This is a genomic window from Winogradskyella wichelsiae (assembly GCF_013403925.1).
Lineage (GTDB): Bacteria > Bacteroidota > Bacteroidia > Flavobacteriales > Flavobacteriaceae > Winogradskyella > Winogradskyella wichelsiae.
The window spans coordinates 92,467-110,634 of record NZ_JABFDJ010000005.1; the positions used below are offsets into that span (position 1 = coordinate 92,467).

Annotated in this window: 19 protein-coding genes; 9 read left to right on the plus strand and 10 right to left on the minus strand. The window is 30.8% G+C overall.

The features are described 5' to 3' along the window. Nucleotides 1-2: 2 nt before the first annotated feature. Nucleotides 3-959: a lytic transglycosylase domain-containing protein gene (locus HM985_RS11435; protein WP_179376384.1), complete on the minus strand. Its 957-nt coding sequence runs from the start codon at nt 957-959 to the stop codon at nt 3-5. Between the two features lie 139 nt (nt 960-1,098). After that, nucleotides 1,099-1,761: an alpha/beta hydrolase gene (locus tag HM985_RS11440; protein ID WP_179376385.1), complete on the minus strand. Its 663-nt coding sequence runs from the start codon at nt 1,759-1,761 to the stop codon at nt 1,099-1,101. Between the two features lie 184 nt (nt 1,762-1,945). On the opposite strand from HM985_RS11440, the gene HM985_RS11445 reads away from it, so the two are divergent. Beyond that, the gene (locus HM985_RS11445; protein WP_179376386.1) at nt 1,946-2,242 is read left to right on the plus strand and encodes an N-acetyltransferase; all 297 of its coding nucleotides are present in this window, start codon (nt 1,946-1,948) and stop codon (nt 2,240-2,242) included. Between the two features lie 79 nt (nt 2,243-2,321). Here the strand turns inward: HM985_RS11445 and HM985_RS11450 are convergent, their stop codons facing one another. Beyond that, nucleotides 2,322-2,822 (minus strand): hypothetical protein, encoded by a 501-nt coding sequence (locus HM985_RS11450; protein WP_179376387.1) that lies wholly within the window; start codon nt 2,820-2,822, stop codon nt 2,322-2,324. 80 nt (nt 2,823-2,902) lie between these two features. Further along, nucleotides 2,903-4,237, minus strand: a complete 1,335-nt coding sequence (gene mtaB, locus HM985_RS11455; RefSeq protein WP_179376388.1) for a tRNA (N(6)-L-threonylcarbamoyladenosine(37)-C(2))-methylthiotransferase MtaB — start codon at nt 4,235-4,237, stop codon at nt 2,903-2,905. Between the two features lie 45 nt (nt 4,238-4,282). Here mtaB and HM985_RS11460 point away from each other — a divergent pair, with 45 nt between their 5' ends. Continuing rightward, a complete protein-coding gene (locus tag HM985_RS11460) occupies nt 4,283-5,899 on the plus strand; it encodes an ABC transporter substrate-binding protein (protein WP_179376389.1) in 1,617 nt (538 codons plus the stop codon). Between the two features lie 9 nt (nt 5,900-5,908). Here HM985_RS11460 and HM985_RS11465 read toward each other — a convergent pair whose 3' ends face one another. The 3 genes from HM985_RS11465 to HM985_RS11475 form a co-directional block, all read right to left on the minus strand. Next, complete coding sequence (locus tag HM985_RS11465; RefSeq protein WP_179376390.1) at nt 5,909-6,814, minus strand: TolB family protein; 906 nt, start codon at nt 6,812-6,814, stop codon at nt 5,909-5,911. Nucleotides 6,815-6,817: 3 nt separating this feature from the next. Then, entirely contained in the window at nt 6,818-7,993 is a 1,176-nt protein-coding gene (locus HM985_RS11470) for a GlmU family protein (protein ID WP_179376391.1), read from the minus strand. A gap of 128 nt (nt 7,994-8,121) precedes the next feature. Next, nucleotides 8,122-8,373, minus strand: coding sequence for a type B 50S ribosomal protein L31 (locus tag HM985_RS11475; RefSeq protein WP_179376392.1), 252 nt, complete (start codon nt 8,371-8,373; stop codon nt 8,122-8,124). A 159-nt stretch (nt 8,374-8,532) separates the two neighbouring features. Between HM985_RS11475 and HM985_RS11480 the strand changes: the two genes are divergently transcribed. From HM985_RS11480 to HM985_RS11510, 7 genes are all read left to right on the plus strand, one after another. Beyond that, nucleotides 8,533-9,066, plus strand: a complete 534-nt coding sequence (locus tag HM985_RS11480) for a DUF4199 domain-containing protein (RefSeq protein ID WP_179376393.1) — start codon at nt 8,533-8,535, stop codon at nt 9,064-9,066. A 44-nt stretch (nt 9,067-9,110) separates the two neighbouring features. Continuing rightward, a complete protein-coding gene (locus tag HM985_RS11485) occupies nt 9,111-10,073 on the plus strand; it encodes a glycosyltransferase family 2 protein (protein ID WP_179376394.1) in 963 nt (320 codons plus the stop codon). A gap of 86 nt (nt 10,074-10,159) precedes the next feature. After that, nucleotides 10,160-11,887, plus strand: coding sequence for a phospho-sugar mutase (locus HM985_RS11490; RefSeq protein ID WP_179376395.1), 1,728 nt, complete (start codon nt 10,160-10,162; stop codon nt 11,885-11,887). A gap of 3 nt (nt 11,888-11,890) precedes the next feature. After that, nucleotides 11,891-13,726 (plus strand): ABC transporter ATP-binding protein, encoded by a 1,836-nt coding sequence (locus HM985_RS11495; protein WP_179376396.1) that lies wholly within the window; start codon nt 11,891-11,893, stop codon nt 13,724-13,726. 307 nt (nt 13,727-14,033) lie between these two features. Continuing rightward, on the plus strand, nt 14,034-14,576 hold the full coding sequence (locus HM985_RS11500; RefSeq protein ID WP_179376397.1) for an RNA polymerase sigma factor: 543 nt from the start codon (nt 14,034-14,036) through the stop codon (nt 14,574-14,576). 82 nt (nt 14,577-14,658) lie between these two features. Further along, entirely contained in the window at nt 14,659-15,165 is a 507-nt protein-coding gene (locus HM985_RS11505; RefSeq protein ID WP_179376398.1) for a hypothetical protein, read from the plus strand. A 6-nt stretch (nt 15,166-15,171) separates the two neighbouring features. Then, nucleotides 15,172-15,642: a sensor of ECF-type sigma factor gene (locus HM985_RS11510; RefSeq protein WP_179376399.1), complete on the plus strand. Its 471-nt coding sequence runs from the start codon at nt 15,172-15,174 to the stop codon at nt 15,640-15,642. Nucleotides 15,643-15,689: 47 nt separating this feature from the next. On the opposite strand, the gene HM985_RS11515 is transcribed toward HM985_RS11510, so the two are convergent. The 3 genes from HM985_RS11515 to HM985_RS11525 form a co-directional block, all read right to left on the minus strand. Further along, nucleotides 15,690-16,778, minus strand: a complete 1,089-nt coding sequence (locus HM985_RS11515; RefSeq protein ID WP_179376400.1) for a WD40/YVTN/BNR-like repeat-containing protein — start codon at nt 16,776-16,778, stop codon at nt 15,690-15,692. 94 nt (nt 16,779-16,872) lie between these two features. Then, nucleotides 16,873-17,571 (minus strand): SCO family protein, encoded by a 699-nt coding sequence (locus tag HM985_RS11520; protein WP_179376401.1) that lies wholly within the window; start codon nt 17,569-17,571, stop codon nt 16,873-16,875. Further along, nucleotides 17,546-18,166: a toxin-antitoxin system YwqK family antitoxin gene (locus HM985_RS11525; protein WP_179376402.1), complete on the minus strand. Its 621-nt coding sequence runs from the start codon at nt 18,164-18,166 to the stop codon at nt 17,546-17,548. The genes HM985_RS11520 and HM985_RS11525 overlap by 26 nt, the downstream gene beginning before the upstream one ends. Nucleotides 18,167-18,168: the final 2 nt, after the last annotated feature.

Below are 18,168 nucleotides of genomic sequence, written 5' to 3' on the forward strand. Positions count from 1 at the left end.
ATTTAAGGAAGTGTATTATAATAGCCTTCTTTAGGAATTTCTATTTCATAAAGTTTTCTTGATTTATTATTTAAAAATGGTTCTCTTAACCAAGGGTTATGAAGTTTTAGAATTTTATAGTTGATACCAAATTGTTTAGCAAACTGAGCAAAGTCTGTTACCGCCGTATCTACTTTTACTTTGTAAGTTGGCACTTCTTTGTACAAATGTGATTTATTAAAGTTAAACCCATATTTATCAGGATTAGAAAGAATTTCTTTTAAAGCTACAATTCTAAACACATAACGTCCAGTTTCTTCACCTAATAACAAATCGTAATAACCTGTAACATCTTGCTCTTTTAATCGTCTAGAAACACCTGCGTTACCTGCATTATATGCAGCTGCTGCTTTTGTCCAAGATCCTAAATTATTTTTAGCTCTCTTTAAATAATCACAAGCCACTTCTGTTGCTTTTTCTATATTATAACGTTCATCTACGTTAGAATTCACTTCTAAGCCATTCTCTCTTCCTGTAGCTGCCATAATTTGCCACATACCACTAGCACCTGCTGGTGATATTGCTGTCTGAATTAATCCACTTTCAATTACAGCTAAATATTTAAAATCATCTGGTATTCCATTTTTCTTCAAAATTGGTTCTATAATTGGAAAATATTTTTTAGCACGCTTAAACATTAATAAGCCGTTAGATTGCCAATAGGTATTTACCAATAATTCTCTATCCATACGTTCATAAATATCGGGATCATTAATCGGCACTAATTCACCTGCAAAATTTAAGTCTTCAGGCATTTCTAAGGCATACACATTATAATTATTTACAATAGGATCATCTTTACCCAACACATAATCAGATAAAGCATTTTCTTTTTCTGGTGTTTTTTGCATTGCAAAAATAAATAAGCCAGATACACAAACGACTCCTACTAATGCTAAACTATTTTTTATGATTTTCATACGTTTCATTTTTTAACTACTACAGTTTATAAGATATTCACTAATACTTTAACTAAAAACACTTTAAAACTGCTTATTTAATAATTTCCTATTTAAACTCTTTTTTATAAATATACTCATTCTTCAATCATTCTTCAATTCAAGACTCTATAAGTTTTGGTAAATTTTCGTTAAACCATTTATACTTATTAATGATCATAATATGTGTTCCTCCTTTTAAAACAATACAATTCCCCGTGCATGAATGTGGAAAAATAACGTCTTTATCTCCGTGGATATAAATAGCTTCAGAATGTGGTTCTTCTTGTTCCCAGCACACCACTTGTTTTATTGACCAATCCAAATAAGTCTTATCACTTACAGAAAGATATTTTTTATATAAATCTACACGTTTTTTTACAGTCTCACCAAAAGCATATTTAGCCAACAAATCTATATTACTAACCAATTGAGTTGGTAAAATTTTATAAGCTTTGGTTGCCTTAAGTAGTTTAAATCGCCTAGGTAATTCGTGATGAGATTTTACGCTAGAAACCACAAATAACTTCTTAACTTTAATTAACTTACTCATCTCTTGGACCAAAATCCCACCAAATGATACCCCTAGCAAAACTATATTATCATGCTTTATAAAACTACACATACGGTGCGCATATTGTTGAAGTGTCTCTTTTTTATCAGGAATTTGCCATTCTAACCAATGAATTTCATATATAGATTCAGGTAACTTAATATGCTCAAATATAGTAGGGTTAGCAGCCATACCTGGCATTAAATAAACATGTGTAAGTTCTATTTTCATTTGTTTTAGCTTTAGACAATCGTTTTGTTAAAGAAATCTAAACACACCACTATAAATCATTACTCAGCAAGGTTTTAACACTAGTCATTTAGGATTATAGCTCAATTTTGCGTATCTTTGAGATACAAAACTATATAAAATATAGTATCTACTCTCCAACTGCTAATTAAAAAATTAAACAAATATGACAGAAACTATTGAACTGATTGATAATGATTTTTTACGTCAATTTGAATTAAACGTTGAAAATGAGATGGCTATTATAGAATATTCTTTGCAAGAGCGAAAAATATTTTTAACCAAAATGATTATTCCTGAGACTATTAGAACAGATGAATTTGAATTAGAGTTTATAGATTTAGTTTTTAGTAATATTAAGGAAAGGGATATAAGTGTTGTACCAACAAGCCCTGAAATCGCAAAATACGTAAGACGAAACAGAAAATATAAACGAATGCTACCAGTAGGAATTCGTATATAAGAAGGAAGAATTAAATATCATAAAAAAATCCGAAACTTAGTTGTTTCGGATTTTTTTTGCTCAATAACTAAGCACATTTTTATTTTGTATAAACAAGAGTTAAATCTCTCGTTTCTATAATTTCAGAAAAATCTTCATTATAAATTTTTACAGCACCTTCAAAAATAACAGTCATTTCATTATTACTAATCACATAATCTTTACCTGAAACCTGAATAGTGTTCTCATCAATCTCATTATAACTAGAAGCAAAACTAATAACTCCATCTTTATTACATTCAACATTAAGACCATAAGTATTAGAATCTGCTGTCTTAAAATACTTTAGTTTTACTGAAGCTTCGTTCCCTGAAAAAACCGTTCCGTTCCCCTCAAAAGTTAAAGTTTCTATTTCGTTACAGTCAATTTCATCAACTAGATTAGTGCTAAATGAACCGTCATTATTAACATCAAAAGGAATATCGGTTGTTCGGGTTTTTAATTTCCAAACACCTATCACTTTAGATTTATCACTTTCCGTACAAGAACTTGTAGCAACTGCTAAACAAAGAATAAAAAAAGCGTTAATAATATTTTTCATTGTAAGAATTTACTTGATTTCAAAGGTAGAACGAAATAACTTATTATTAAAAACTTTAAGAAGAAAAAAATAAAAGACAGTTAGTTAGCAACTAAATCTTCTTGAAAATTAAATCGAACAAGACCATCCTCATCAATCTTAGTAAGAGTTACACTGTGAAGTGTGTTTACCAACTCTGGATTCCAAGGCGCTTTAACTTTTACATAGTTTTCTGTAAATCCATGGATGTATCCTTCTTTATTTTCACCTTCAAATAAAACAGTACGATCAGTTTCTAGCTGACTTTCATAAAATGCACGACGCTTCTTAGCAGATAAACCTCTCAGCATTTTACTACGTTTGGCTCTAACATTTTTAGGTATAACGTCACCCATTTCAGCTGCTTCCGTATTATCTCGCTCCGAATACATAAACACATGTAAATAAGAAATATCTAAATCGTTTAAAAAATTGTACGTCTCTAAAAAGATCTCATTAGTTTCTCCAGGAAAACCAACAATAACATCAACACCAATACAAGCGTCTGGCATTACTTCCTTAATTTTAGTGACACGATCTACATATAATTCTTTCATATAGCGACGCTTCATCTTTTTAAGAATAACGTTACTCCCACTCTGTAATGGCACATGAAAATGAGGTACAAATGCTCTCGATTTCGAAACTAAATCAATAGTTTCATTCTTAAGTAAATTAGGTTCAATTGAAGAAATTCTTAAACGCTCAATACCTTCAACTTTATCTAGTTCTGTAACTAAGTCTAAAAATGTATGTTCGTGTTTTTTATTCCCAAATTCACCTTTACCGTAATCACCAATATTAACACCTGTAAGTACAATTTCTTTAATACCTTGTTCTGATATTTCTTTAGCATTTTTAAGTACACTCGTCATAGTATCACTACGAGAAATACCCCTTGCTAAAGGAATAGTGCAGTAAGTACATTTATAATCGCAACCGTCTTGAACCTTTAAAAATGCTCTAGTTCTATCTCCAATAGAATAACTACCAACATAAAAGTCAGCATCTTCTATTTCGCAAGAATGTACTTCACCAAAATCATTTTTAGTTAAATCATTAAGGTAATCTGTAATTTTGAATTTTTCAGTAGCTCCTAAAACTAAATCTACGCCATTTACATCTGCTAATTCTTCAGGTTTCAATTGAGCATAACAACCAATTGCTGCAACAAAAGCATCCGGATTTACCTTCTGAGCTTGTTTTACAATGGACTTAAATCTCTTGTCTGCATTTTCGGTAACCGAGCAAGTATTTATAACATATATATCTGCTGATTCTTTAAAATCTACACGATCAAACCCCTCCTCACTAAAGCTTCTCGCTATTGTTGACGTTTCAGAAAAATTAAGTTTACAACCTAGTGTGTAAAATGCGACTTTTTTAGTTGGATTCATTCTTGTACTTTTACCAAGTTGGCAAATTTACAACATATAAGTTATATGCTAAAATTCACACCCTCCTTATTCAACAGTCTACTTTACTGTTCTCTATTTTTATTCGTTTTCTCATGTCGTTCAAATGAAAACCCACAATTAACGACTGAAGTATTCAGATACAACGAACATAAAAACATAGGTTCTTTAGATCCTGCGTTTTCTAAAGATTTAGCAGATATTTGGGCTACCAATCAGTTATTTAACGGATTGGTACAAATGGACGACCAATTAAATGTGCAACCCTCTATTTCTAAAACATGTTCAATTTCAGATAGTGCAACGGTTTATACTTTTAATCTTAGAAATGATGTGTTTTTTCATAAACATGAATTATTCGGAAAAGATTCTACAAGACAGGTTAATGCTTCAGATTTTGAATATAGCTTCAACAGATTAAAAGATAAAGCCATAGCTTCACCAGGAAGTTGGGTTTTAAACAAAGTAGAAGATTTCTCTGCGATCAATGATTCTGTATTTCAAATTAAATTGAAACAACCTTTTCCTGCATTTTTAGGTTTATTAACCATGAAATATTGTTCTGTTGTCCCTAAAGAAATTGTTGAACATTATGGTAACGACTTTAGATCTCACCCCATTGGCACTGGACCTTTTAAATTTAAACGCTGGGAAGAAAATTTAAAATTAGTTTTTAGACGAAACAATCATTATTTTGAAACAGATTCAATTGGTCAACAATTACCTTATCTAGAAGCCGTAGCCATTACTTTTTTACCAGATAAGCAAAGTGAATTTTTACAATTTGCTCAAGGAAATATTGATTTTGTTTCAGGATTAGATGGTTCTTATAAAGATGAAATTCTAACAACTGATGGCAAGCTAAGACCTAATTATGCTAAGGATGTAAAAATGATTAGAGGCCCCTATTTAAACACCGAATATTTAGGCTTTTTTATGGAAGCAGTAGTTAACACCATTCAGTCTAAAAAATTAAGGAAAGCTGTTAATGTCGGTTTTGATCGCGATAAAATGATGATGTATTTAAGAAATGGCATCGGAATTCCAGCAAATGGTGGCTTTATACCAAAAGGACTGCCTGGTTATGATGAAAACATCGGATTTACTTACCAACCTGAATTAGCAAAACAATTAGTTTCAGAATATAAAGATGAAACAGGAAGCAAGAATCCTGAAATCACACTTACAACTACAAGTAATTATTTAAGTTTTTGTGAATTTATTCAACGAGAACTTCAAAAAACAGGATTATTAGTGAATGTCGATGTTATACCTCCATCAAGTCTTAAAGATGCTAAAGCGAATGGCCAAGTGGACTTTTTTAGAGCAAGTTGGATTGCTGATTATCCTGATGCTGAAAATTATCTTTCTTTATATTATAGTAAGAATTTTGCTCCAAACGGACCAAATTACACGCATTATAAAAATGCTCAATTTGATAAAATGTATGAAGCTGCCTATCTCGAAACTGACACAGAAAAACGAAAAGCACTTTATACAAAAATGGATTCTTTAATTATGGATTCTGCACCAATAGTTCCGTTGTTTTATGATGAAGTGGTAAGATTCACTAGAAAAAACGTCGATGGCTTAGGTATTAACGCAACTAACCTTCTAGAGCTAAAATCTGTAAAAAAAGACTAAATCTATAAATTAAAATTTTGTAAAATAGTACAAGTCATCCCCACCTTCTCCTTTTAGACGCCTAGAAGATAAATAACCTGTCGTTAAATCATCATTTAAAAAAAATGAAAAATCATCACCAGGACTATTAATAGGCTCTTCTAAAGATACTGGTATTTCATCCGTATTTTCAGAATTTAAATCATAACTATAAATATCCAAACTACCTTTACCTCCACGTCTATCTGACGTGAAATAAAGTTTATTATCTGCACTAACAAAAGGATAAATCTCGGTACGTGATGAATTAATCTTTTCGCTTAGTTTACTAATTTCCCCATATGTTTTATGATTACTAACAGAGACCTTATATAAATCCGATTTTCCTTTTGTTCCCTTCACAGTTGCTACAAAATAAAGAGTAGACTCATCTGGACTTAAGGCTGGATGTAAAAAATTAAAGTCTGGATCGCAAAATGGCAAGGTTGTAAAGTTTGTCCAACCACTACCTTCTACATATTCTGCTCGTTGAATCTGAAGATTAAAAGTCTCAATTCCTTTATACCTATTATTTCCTTTACCTAATTGGTTTGTGGTAAAATACATATACTTACCATCTTTAGAGTAGGTAGCTGCAGACATATTAAACTGCCCTAGTTCTGTCTTAGTTATAGGTTTTTCGTTTTTAATCTCCCCATTTCCATCGATAGAACCTTCATATATATTAAATACAAATCCATCATATTTATCTTTTATGGCACGACCTCTTTTAGTTGTAAGATTAGCACTAAAAAATATTTTATCACCTACAACGCGAGGAGCAAAATGATCCAACTTAGTATTTATTTCTAAATTTTTAACTTCAACGTCTTTGCTTTGAGAAAACCCAAAAGTAAAAACTAACAAAACGAGTAATGTAAATTTTAGTTTCAACATATCTTAATCTCTTCTATATTGTTTTGTTTCTTCAAATACATGTTCTAAAATAGCTTTATCTTTTTCTGTAAACTCTATTTTACGTCTATGCATCACAACTTCAGATACTTCAAAAGCTTTATCTGTTTTATAGGTTACAAAGCCTTTACTTCCTCCCCAAGAAAAACTAGGTACAAAATTTCTAGGAAAACCACTTCCAAAGATATTAGCACTTACGCCAACGACAGTACCTGTATTAAACATAGTATTGATTCCACATTTGCTATGATCCCCCATCATTAAGCCACAAAATTGTAATCCTGTTTTTGCAAAACCTTCTGTTTCGTAATCCCATAGTCTCACTTCTGCATAGTTGTTTTTTAGATTACTATTGTTGGTATCTGCCCCAAGATTACACCATTCACCTAAAACGGAATTTCCTAAAAAGCCATCGTGCCCTTTGTTAGAATATCCGAAAATAACGGAATTATTAACCTCTCCTCCAACTTTACTATGTGGTCCCACTGTAGTTGCCCCATAGATCTTACTTGCCATTTTTAAAGTGGCATCATGGCAAAGTGCAAAAGGCCCTCTAACTATAGATCCTTCCATTACTTCTGAATCTCTACCTATATAAATGGGTCCTGAACTAGCATTTAAAGTTGCAAAATTTAAGGTCGCCCCTTCTTCTATAAATATATTTTCCGGATTTATTGTATTTATCGTCGCAGGTATAGGTTCTGATTTTCTATCCTTTGTAATTAGATTAAAATCTTCTAAAATTGCATCCCCATTTTTAGAAAAAATATCCCAAGTATGTTCTATTGTTAAAATATCACCATCAAATTCAACAGCTTCAAATGTTGAAAAATCGCTAACTTCTTCACCTTCCTTGATAAAAAAAGCAATAACATCTTCACCTTTGAAAAGTGCTTGATTATGACTCAAATTTTTCACAAAGGCTATCACTTCAACATTAGGTAAAAAAGAAGCATTAATCATAATGTTCTCCTCCATTTCTACCATAGGAAACTTATCTGCTAGATAATCTTCAGTAATCGTTGTTGTGGTATATTCTAAATAAGATTCCCATTTCTGACGAATTGTTAAAATACCAATTCTTAGATCTGCAACTGGTCTTGTAAATGTAAATGGTAAGAGATTGTTGCGGTAAGGACCGTCGAATAATATATAATTCATGAAGTGTTTAGAATTAGTGGTTGCTGTTATATCTAAAATATTATAACTCAAAAATAACTTAATTGTTTAAAATAAAAAAGCCTTTCTGACAACAGAAAGGCTTTTTATATAATGTTAATAAGCAAAGTTTATTTTTTAAACTTAGCATATTTGTTTTTGAACTTGTCAATACGACCAGCTGTATCTACTAATTTAGATTTACCAGTGTAAAAAGGGTGAGATGTTCTAGAGATCTCTAATTTTACTAATGGATATTCAGTACCATCTACATCGATAGTTTCACTTGTGTCTGCTGTAGACTTCGTTAAATACACCTCTTCATTTGACATGTCTTTAAACGCTACAATTCTATAATTTTCTGGGTGTATTCCTGCTTTCATTACTAAATGCTTTAAATAAATTCGATTTTTTCGAGGTGCAAATTTAATTATTTTTCACAAACCTGCAATCTTTTTTGATAATTTTATTTTACAAATGTATGTAACAAATCTGTAACTTTGCATACTTACTAGTTAATTAATCAAAAAACTTATTTTAAAATGGATAAATCTTTAAAATCTTCAGCAATTAACTATGGTCTATATCTTGGTCTAATCCTATCATCTTTTACAATTATAGGCTATGCTGTTTATCTAGATTTGTTTACACAATGGTGGTTTGGTATTGGTCAGATGTTATTAGTTATTGTTTTTGGAATTATATCTGCAATAAAAGCTAGAAAACTTTTAGGCGGTTTTATTAGCTTTAAAGAAGCTTTTTCTGCCTTCTTTATTACAATTGCCATCGGAACTTTAATCCCGGCATTAATAGGCTTCATTATTTTTAATGTTGTAGATCCCGAAGCGGCTATTATTCTTCAAGAAAAAATTATAAACTCTCAAATTGCAATGATGTCTAACTTTAATGCTCCACAAGAAGCAATAGACCAAGCTATGGAACAAATGCAAGCTGAGGATAGCTTTTTCTCTTTAGGAAATACCGTTAAGACAAATGCTTATCAACTTGTTGCATACAGTGTTATCGGTCTTATTGTTGCTCTAGCCACAAAACGCAAGGATCCTCACGCGGCTTAATTAATTTCTTTACTTTTGAGGTTTAGAAATTATATCAAAAATCTATGGATATATCAGTAGTCATACCACTACTTAATGAGGAAGAATCCTTAAAGGAACTACATAATTGGATTGTATCTGTGATGCTATCCAATCAGTTTTCTTATGAAATTTTATTTATAGATGACGGTAGTACAGATCAGTCTTGGGAAATTATTTCTGAACTCGGTGAAATAAACCCCAATGTAAAAGGCATAAGGTTTTTGAAAAATTTTGGTAAATCTCAAGCTTTACATGCAGGTTTTGCAAAAGCTGAAGGTGAGGTTGTTATTACCATGGATGCAGATTTACAAGATAATCCTGAGGAAATACCAGAGCTTTTTAAAATGATAAAGAGCGAAGGTCTAGATCTTGTATCTGGTTGGAAAAAGAAACGTTACGACTCTGTCATCTCTAAAAATTTACCATCAAAATTATTTAATTGGGCTGCTAGAAAAACATCTGGCGTACACCTTAACGATTTTAACTGCGGTTTAAAAGCTTACAGTAATACTGTTGTTAAACACATTGATGTCTATGGCGAAATGCATCGTTATATCCCTGTCTTAGCAAAAAATGCAGGTTTTATTAAAATTGGTGAGAAAGTAGTACTTCATCAAGCTCGGAAATATGGCCAAACTAAATTTGGCATGAACCGTTTTATTAATGGTTTTTTAGATTTAATAACCATTTGGTTTGTTTCACATTTCGGAAAAAGACCTATGCATTTATTTGGTGCTCTTGGTGTTGTAATGACTATTATTGGTTTTGGTTTTGCATTTTATCTAGGTATCGATAAATTATTTTTAAACCCAACCGGAAGACTCATTACAGACCGTCCGCAATTCTATATTTCACTTTCTACAATGATAATTGGTTCACAACTATTTATTGCTGGTTTTATAGGAGAACTTGTTTTACGTACAAACCGCCAAAACCAGCAGCGCTACTATATTAAACAAGAACTTAATTTATCTAAAACAGTTTAATTATAAGATGATTCTCGTCTTTAAATTGTAAGATTGTTTATTTTTGTTACTCAATCAATTTTATTCAACATAAATTCATTCTACTCATGATTCATATTAAACCTGAAATATTAGAACGTGTTAATTCTTGGTTAACGCCAACTTTTGATGAAGAATCTCAAAAAGAAATAAAAAATCTAATAGCTACTAATCCGAAAGAGTTAGAGGAGAGTTTTTATAAAGATCTTGAATTTGGAACAGGTGGAATGCGTGGTATTATGGGCCTTGGAACCAACCGAATGAATAAATATACATTAGGTAAAAACACTCAAGGTTTAAGTAACTATTTACAAGAATCGTTTCCTGGTGAAGAATTAAAAGTGGCAATTGCTTTTGATTGTAGACACAATAGTAAAACATTTGGAAAATTGGTTGCAGATGTATTTTCTGCTAATGGAATTAAAGTATTCTTATTTGAAGATTTAAGACCAACCCCAGAATTATCATTTGCACTAAAACATTTAGATTGTCATTGTGGTATTGTATTAACAGCATCTCACAATCCACCAGAATACAATGGTTATAAAGTATATTGGCAAGATGGCGGACAATTAGTGCCACCTCAAGATTCTGGAGTTATTGCAGAAATAAATAAATTAGAGTATTCTGAAATTAAGTTTGAAGCTAACGATAGCTTAATTCAATATATAGGTAAAGATGTTGATGATGTTTTTATTAATTCATCTATAAAAAATGGAAGTTTTGATACTTCTAAAGAAGCTAAAGAAAACTTAAACATAGTTTTCACCTCTTTACACGGAACATCTATTACAGCTATTCCTGAAACTTTAAAACGTGCGGGTTATACCAACGTTAATATTGTTGAAGAACAACGTGTACCAAATGGAGATTTCCCAACGGTAGTATCACCTAACCCTGAAGAACCAGAAGCTTTAAAAATGGCAGTGGAACTTGCAGGAAAAGTTGATGGTGATATTGTGATCGGAACAGATCCTGATTGTGACCGTTTAGGAGTTGTAGTTCGTAATTTAGAAAATGAATTGGTAATTCTTAACGGAAACCAAACGATGATTTTAATGACGAATTTTCTACTAAAACAATGGAAAAACTCAGGAAAAATCAACGACAACCAATTTGTTGGTTCTACAATTGTATCAACTCCTATGATGTCTGTTTTAGCTAGTGCTTATGATGTGGAATGCAAAATAGGTCTTACAGGTTTTAAATGGATTGCTAAAATGATTAAAGATTTCCCAACCATGGATTTCATTGGTGGTGGAGAAGAAAGTTTTGGTTTTATGGTTGGTGATTTTGTACGCGATAAAGATGCGGTTACCTCTACTTTATTAGCTTGCGAAATTGCAGCTCAAGCAAAAGCTGAAGGTAAAACAATGTACCAAAGCTTAATTGACTTATATGTTGAGCATGGTTTCTTTAAAGAACGTTTAGTATCTATAACTAAAAAAGGTATTGAAGGTGCACAAGAAATTAAGCAAATGATGGTTGATGCAAGAAATAATCCTTTAAAAGAAATCAATGGTGAAAAAGTGGTTTTAATTGAAGATTACCAATTATCAATCTCAAAAAATCTTCAAACTAATGAAGAAACAGCGATTGAAATTCCTAAATCTAATGTCTTGATTTATTATACAGAAGAAGGAAGTAAAATAGCTTTAAGACCAAGTGGAACAGAACCTAAAATAAAATTCTATATCAGCGTAAATAAAGATCTTGACAATTCGGCAGACTTTGAAACAACGGAGCAATTGTTGGATGACAGAATCGATGCTATCCTAAAGGATATGAATTTATAATTAATGGACTATATTAAGAAGTTATCGCGGTTTATTATACCGTATAAGAAATATGCATATTTAAATATTTTCTTCAACATTTTATATGCCCTTTTTGGGACTTTATCATTTGTTTCATTAATGCCAATGTTAAAGGTATTACTGAAAACAGCAGAACCTATTGCTGCTAAACCAATACGTGCAAATTATGATGGTATTCTTCAATACAAAGACTATTTACAAGACTCGTTAAACTTCTTTATTACCCAAAAGATAGAAGCAGATGGTCAGTATAGTGTCTTGATTATCATGATTTCCGTTGTAATTAGTACTTTTTTACTAAAAAATGCAGCTGGTTACTTCTCTAATTTCTTTCTAGCCTATTTAAGAAATGGTATTTTAAAAGATATTAGAAATGAGCTATATAATAAAACGGTTAGCCTTCCCTTGTCTTATTTTTCAGAAAAAAGAAAAGGTGATATTATAGCAAGAATCTCTGGCGATGTAAATGAAATTCAAAATTCATTATTAGCTATTTTAGAATTACTTGTTAGAGAACCGCTAACCATTATTTTTACTATAGTTGTAATGTTTACTATAAGTATTAAACTCACCATTTTTGTATTCATATTTATACCAGTTTCGGGCATCATTATATCTCGGATTGGTAAAAGTTTAAAAAAACGCTCTAAGCGTGTTCAAGAAGAAAATGGAGCATTTCTTTCTGTTTTAGATGAAACTTTAAACGGATTAAAAGTAATTAAAGGGTTTAATGCTGAAGATAAATTTAATTCAACATTTAAAAAATCTACATCAAGATTATTCAAATTTGCCAATGATTTAGCGCATAGGCAGAATTTAGCTTCACCTACATCTGAATTTTTAGGGATAGTTGTTATCTCTGTTATTTTGCTATATGGGGGACAAATGGTGTTAGTAGAACAAACATTAACATCCGATGAATTTTTAACCTACATGGCTTTAGCCTATAACATATTAACACCGGCAAAAGCTATAAGCAAAGCAACCTATAAAGTTAAATCTGCAAATGCTTCTGCAGACCGTGTATTAGAAATTTTAAATACAGAATCTACCATTAAAGATCCAGTGGACGGAAAAGCAAAAACAAACTTTCAATCTTCACTAAAAATTAATAATATTTCTTTTAAGTATGAAGACGATCTTGTTCTTAAAAAATTCTCTCTCAATGTTCCTAAAGGAAAAAGCGTAGCTTTAGTTGGGCAATCTGGAAGTGGAAAAAGTACTATTGCAAATTTAGTAACACGATTTTACGATGTTAACGAAGGTAATATTACTATTGATGGAGAGGATATTAAAGATATAACCAAAAAATCACTTAGAAGTTTATTGGGCTTAGTAACCCAGGATTCTATTTTATTTAATGATACTGTAGCAAACAATCTCAAAGTTGGAAAAGAAAACGCTTCAGATGAAGAAATAATTGAAGCTTTAAAAATTGCTAATGCTTGGGAGTTTGTAAAAGACTTACCAAATGGGATTGACACCAACATTGGAGATTCTGGTGGTAAATTATCTGGAGGACAGAAACAACGCTTAAGTATAGCCAGAGCTGTGCTTAAAAACCCTCCAATTATGATTTTAGACGAAGCAACCTCAGCATTAGATACAGAAAGTGAAAGACTAGTACAAGATGCTTTAGAGAATATGATGAAGAATAGAACCTCTATTATAATTGCACATAGACTTTCTACTATTCAAAATGCAGATGAAATTATAGTTATGAATAAAGGTGAAATTGCAGAACAAGGCACACACACTGAACTTATTGCAAAAAATGGTGTTTATAGAAAATTAGTAGATATGCAAAGCTTTGAGTAAACTCAACAACTTAAAATTGAAAACTTATTAAAAATAAAAAAAGGATGTATATATTATACATCCTTTCTTTGTTATCAGATTTGGGGCAATGATAACGCTTGTTAGGTTAAGCTGAGGCAAACATATAATAAAATTAGTTATCACACAAGAAAATAAATACATTTCATCGATTTTATATACTTTTTGTCGGTTAAATACATTTTAAAACACTGAAAATCAACAAAAGAAAAATGAATGTAATTAAATTATTTTAGATCATCATTAAACCTTTAAGACATTAGAACGTCTAAATACTAAAGTAGATTAATTGAATAGCGAATCGGATTTCATATTACGTCTAAAAGACCCCAAGTCTAAAGAAGCTGCATTTAGAGAGTTGTTACAACTTTATAAAGAGCGACTCTATTGGCATATTCGTAAAATTGTTCTCAATCATGATGATGCAGATGATGTGCTTCAAAACTCATTTATTAAAATTTATAGAAGCATAGATAAATTTAAAGGAGAAAGTAAATTATTTTCTTGGATGTACCGTATAGCTACAAATGAATCTATTACATTGTTAAACAAAAATGCAAAACGATTACAAATTACTAATGAAGAATATCAAGACAAGGCTATTAATAACTTAACAGCTGATGTTTATTTTGAAGGTGATGCCATTCAACTTAAATTACAAAAAGCGATAGCGACGTTACCGGAAAAGCAACAGTTAGTCTTTAATATGCGCTATTTTGATGATTTAAAATATAAAGATATTGCAGCGATTTTAGACACTAGCGAAGGCGCTTTAAAGGCATCATATCATATCGCTGCTAAAAAAATTGAAGCTTTTTTAACCTCAGATTAAACCATTTAAGGAATTTTAAGTCTAATAGATAAATGAAATTGCTACTAGCGTAGAATATATACTGAAACAAGTTCAGCATAAAATGAAAAATAAAAATTTACATCATATTAAATCTACAGGTTTAAAGATTCCAGATCATTATTTTGAGTCTTTTGAAACTGACTTTTTTGAACGTTTAAGAGAAAAAGAAACTTTTAAAGGTATAGAAAATCCTGGTTTTAAATTACCAAATGATTATTTTGATACTGTAGATAATACTATTTTAGAAAAGCTTAAAACGGATACTGAAACACCTGTAATCACATTAAAAACTAAACGCTCATTTTATTATGTTGCTGGTATTGCTGCTAGTTTTTTATTATTCTTTAGCTTAGTATTTAATACAAAAAATAATATTTCATTTGACACTGTAGATACCGCTATTATTGAAGGTTATTTATACCAAGAAGAATATACCAATGAAGATTTTGCATCTTTATTTGTAACTGAAGATATTTCAGAAACCGATTTTATAGATTTAAATATCTCAGAAGAAACGTTAGATCAATATTTTGAGAACATAGAAACCGAAGACTTAATTTTTGAATAACATACTATGAATATTTCAAAGAAAAATCACCAATTTAATTCCCAGAACAAAATAAGATTTACAGTTGTACTGTTCTTACTTTTTTCTGTAAGCCTATTTGCTCAAAAATTTGATAGAGAAAAAATTAAAGCTTTAAAAATAGCGCATATTACAGGAAAATTAGATTTATCAAAATCTGAAGCTCAAAAATTTTGGCCAATTTATAATGCTAATGAAAATGCAGAAAATGAATTAAGAGAAAAGTCTATGACTAGACGTAAAGAAAAAAAAGCTGAGAATCTTTCTGAATCTGAAGCCAAAACTCTTCTTTTAGATATGGAAAAAACTGAAATACAAAAGACAGATTTGAAATCTAAATACTTAAAAGAATTATTAAGTATTCTTCCTGCTAAAAAAATAATTAAACTATATCAGGCAGAGCATTCTTTTAGACAAAAGATGTTTGAAGAATACAAAAAACGTCATTCAAACGATTAATATTATAAAAACATTGATAAAAAGGAAGCCTTTAAAACTTCCTTTTTTTATTCTGTAAAAATTAATTTACTAACTCTCCCCTTTCCCGCTGCATATGCTGTAGAATCATTTAGGAATCTAATGGTATAAAACCCTTCATTACTAAGGTGTTTCCATGTAGTACCAGAATCTGCACTGTAATCAATTCCGTTAAAGCCAACAGCCACTAACTCCTTGCCCCCACTATTAGGGATATATTGCACGCAACTGCTATAACCAGGACCTTCGCTATCTGAAACAACCTGCCATGTAACTCCACCTGTTGTCGTTCTTATTTTATTAGCAGAATTTGCTTTAGGGTTTGTATAATCACCACCGATAGCAAAACCATTCTTTTCGTCATAAAAATCAATAGAATAAATACCAGTAGTCTCTTTGCCTTGAACAATAGGCGTATCAAAAACACGCCAAGTGACTCCTTTATCTGGTGAATACATTACTCTACTCGTTTTACCTCCTGTAGCCACCCAAGTTTTATCACCTACAATGGCAATATTAGTATCGCTTGCTGCAAAAGCAGCTTCCCCCTCTTTAGTACTAGGCAAATTATCACAACTTATTTTTGTCCAAGTTTCGCCTCCATCTCTCGTAATAACAACACTCATACAACCTTCTGTTGGGTCACCTATGGCTATTCCTTCTTGTTCATTCCAAAAATCCATTGAATCATAAAAAACATTAGGATGATTTTCTTGATATACTATTTTATTTTTTTCTAAATCTGCATCTAACTTATATAAAAGCGCAGGGTTCCCTACTGTAATTCCGAAACCTTGAGTTTTATTGGCTGCTAATGCCCTAAAATTTAATGAAAGGGTATCATTTGATAAGTTTATTTTATGATTATAAAAAGGTTTATCCTTTAAAGAATCTACAGTATTAATAATAGCGTTTTTAAGTAAAATTCCTAATTCTCCTTTAGAAGTTAAATATATAGGCCCAATAGAATCTACGATCTCTAATGCTCTTACATTTAAAGTAGAATCTTCTACCAACTGAACAATTTCAACGTTATTAAAGCTTTTTGGTTTTTGTATTATTTTAGACTTACAAGCTCCTAAAGCAATTAATAATAAGCAAATGATTAGTAATCTCATTAAGTTTAATTTTTTATAAAAATAAAAAAGCTTTACGATATAATCACAAAGCCTTTTCAAAAAAACAATTTATAAACAATTCTAATTAATTCATTTAACCTTCTTCTTTTAATGCTTTTGCATCAACAATTAACTGCTGCATAGAAGCTCTATTGAGGCCATTATAAATACCTCTAATATGTTTATTCTTATCTATAAGTAAGAAGTTTTCCGTGTGTAAAAAGTCATCTATACTTTTAGGTTCATCTAGATCATTTTCAATAAAATATTGAGACCTCCCTAAATTATAAATATCAAATTTAGCACCTGTTACCAAATGCCATTTATGATCTATTACACCATGTTTTTCTGCGTATTGTTTTAATACAGGAACAGAATCTCTTGAAGGAGTTACTGAATGTGACAAAAATAAGATCTCATCATCCTCTTTAAATTCCTCTTGCAAACTAAACATATTCCCGGTCATTTGAGGGCAAATCCCTGGGCAGCTTGTAAAAAAGAAATCTGTGATATAAATCTTATCTTTAAATGTTTCTTGCGTTACCGTTTCGCCTAGCTGATTTACTAATTGAAAATCTTTTATTTTATGAAACGATTTCTCTTCCTCACTTCCTGGTACTAACCAATGGGGTGTAAATGATTCTTCATTGTAATATGGTAAGTAATCTACCCTACTTTCTTCTTCAACTTCTTCTATTACCTTATTCTTATTTACTTCATTACAGCTTATTGTAATAAACATCAGAGATAGCAAAACCAGAGATACCTTATTTCTTTTTAACAACTTTTTCATTTTCTAATTTATAACAAGCGTTAGCACGCATTAACCCAAAAACTCTTCCATTTTTGGCTTCGTAATTCACATAAAGCTTTCCGTTAGGTAACCATGCTTTTTGTAAACCATTTTCCTTTCCATTTTCTAACCAACGTAGTTTAGAAATTTCTCCATTTGAATAAAATTGTTTTTCTTCTCCTTCTTTCTTTCCTTCTATATAATTTACTTGCAAAGCAACATTACCATTTTCCCAATAACTTTTATAGTCACCAACTAATTTGTTTTGACTATAATTAGAAGTTATACGTAATACTCCGTTTGCCGACCACGTTTTGGCAACTCCTTCCCTTTTACCATTATAAAAACCTAATTTTTCTTCAGGCGTATTATTTTTATGAAATTTTAATGAATACCCATTATAAGGTTCATCATTATAATACCAAACACCTTCTAACGGATTTAAAACAAGATCTGATTTTTTTACTTCAACATTTTTAATAAGAAATATTCTTTCTTTTGGAATTGCGAAATTTTCAGAATTTAAATTTTCTGAAGACTCCTTACAACTCCCAAAAGCTATAAAAAAAACAACTAATAAAAATGATATTCTCATAA

Coding starts and splice junctions, on each gene's coding strand:
- mtaB (WP_179376388.1), bottom strand. CDS start 4,237: ATGAATCCAACTAAAAAAGTCGCATTTTACACACTAGGTTGTAAACTT.
- HM985_RS11510 (WP_179376399.1), top strand. CDS start 15,172: ATGAATATTTCAAAGAAAAATCACCAATTTAATTCCCAGAACAAAATA.
- HM985_RS11465 (WP_179376390.1), bottom strand. CDS start 6,814: ATGTTGAAACTAAAATTTACATTACTCGTTTTGTTAGTTTTTACTTTT.
- HM985_RS11525 (WP_179376402.1), bottom strand. CDS start 18,166: ATGAGAATATCATTTTTATTAGTTGTTTTTTTTATAGCTTTTGGGAGT.
- HM985_RS11475 (WP_179376392.1), bottom strand. CDS start 8,373: ATGAAAGCAGGAATACACCCAGAAAATTATAGAATTGTAGCGTTTAAA.
- HM985_RS11460 (WP_179376389.1), top strand. CDS start 4,283: ATGCTAAAATTCACACCCTCCTTATTCAACAGTCTACTTTACTGTTCT.
- HM985_RS11485 (WP_179376394.1), top strand. CDS start 9,111: ATGGATATATCAGTAGTCATACCACTACTTAATGAGGAAGAATCCTTA.
- HM985_RS11470 (WP_179376391.1), bottom strand. CDS start 7,993: ATGAATTATATATTATTCGACGGTCCTTACCGCAACAATCTCTTACCA.
- HM985_RS11480 (WP_179376393.1), top strand. CDS start 8,533: ATGGATAAATCTTTAAAATCTTCAGCAATTAACTATGGTCTATATCTT.
- HM985_RS11495 (WP_179376396.1), top strand. CDS start 11,891: ATGGACTATATTAAGAAGTTATCGCGGTTTATTATACCGTATAAGAAA.
- HM985_RS11445 (WP_179376386.1), top strand. CDS start 1,946: ATGACAGAAACTATTGAACTGATTGATAATGATTTTTTACGTCAATTT.
- HM985_RS11490 (WP_179376395.1), top strand. CDS start 10,160: ATGATTCATATTAAACCTGAAATATTAGAACGTGTTAATTCTTGGTTA.
- HM985_RS11435 (WP_179376384.1), bottom strand. CDS start 959: ATGAAAATCATAAAAAATAGTTTAGCATTAGTAGGAGTCGTTTGTGTA.
- HM985_RS11450 (WP_179376387.1), bottom strand. CDS start 2,822: ATGAAAAATATTATTAACGCTTTTTTTATTCTTTGTTTAGCAGTTGCT.
- HM985_RS11515 (WP_179376400.1), bottom strand. CDS start 16,778: ATGAGATTACTAATCATTTGCTTATTATTAATTGCTTTAGGAGCTTGT.
- HM985_RS11440 (WP_179376385.1), bottom strand. CDS start 1,761: ATGAAAATAGAACTTACACATGTTTATTTAATGCCAGGTATGGCTGCT.
- HM985_RS11505 (WP_179376398.1), top strand. CDS start 14,659: ATGAAAAATAAAAATTTACATCATATTAAATCTACAGGTTTAAAGATT.
- HM985_RS11520 (WP_179376401.1), bottom strand. CDS start 17,571: ATGAAAAAGTTGTTAAAAAGAAATAAGGTATCTCTGGTTTTGCTATCT.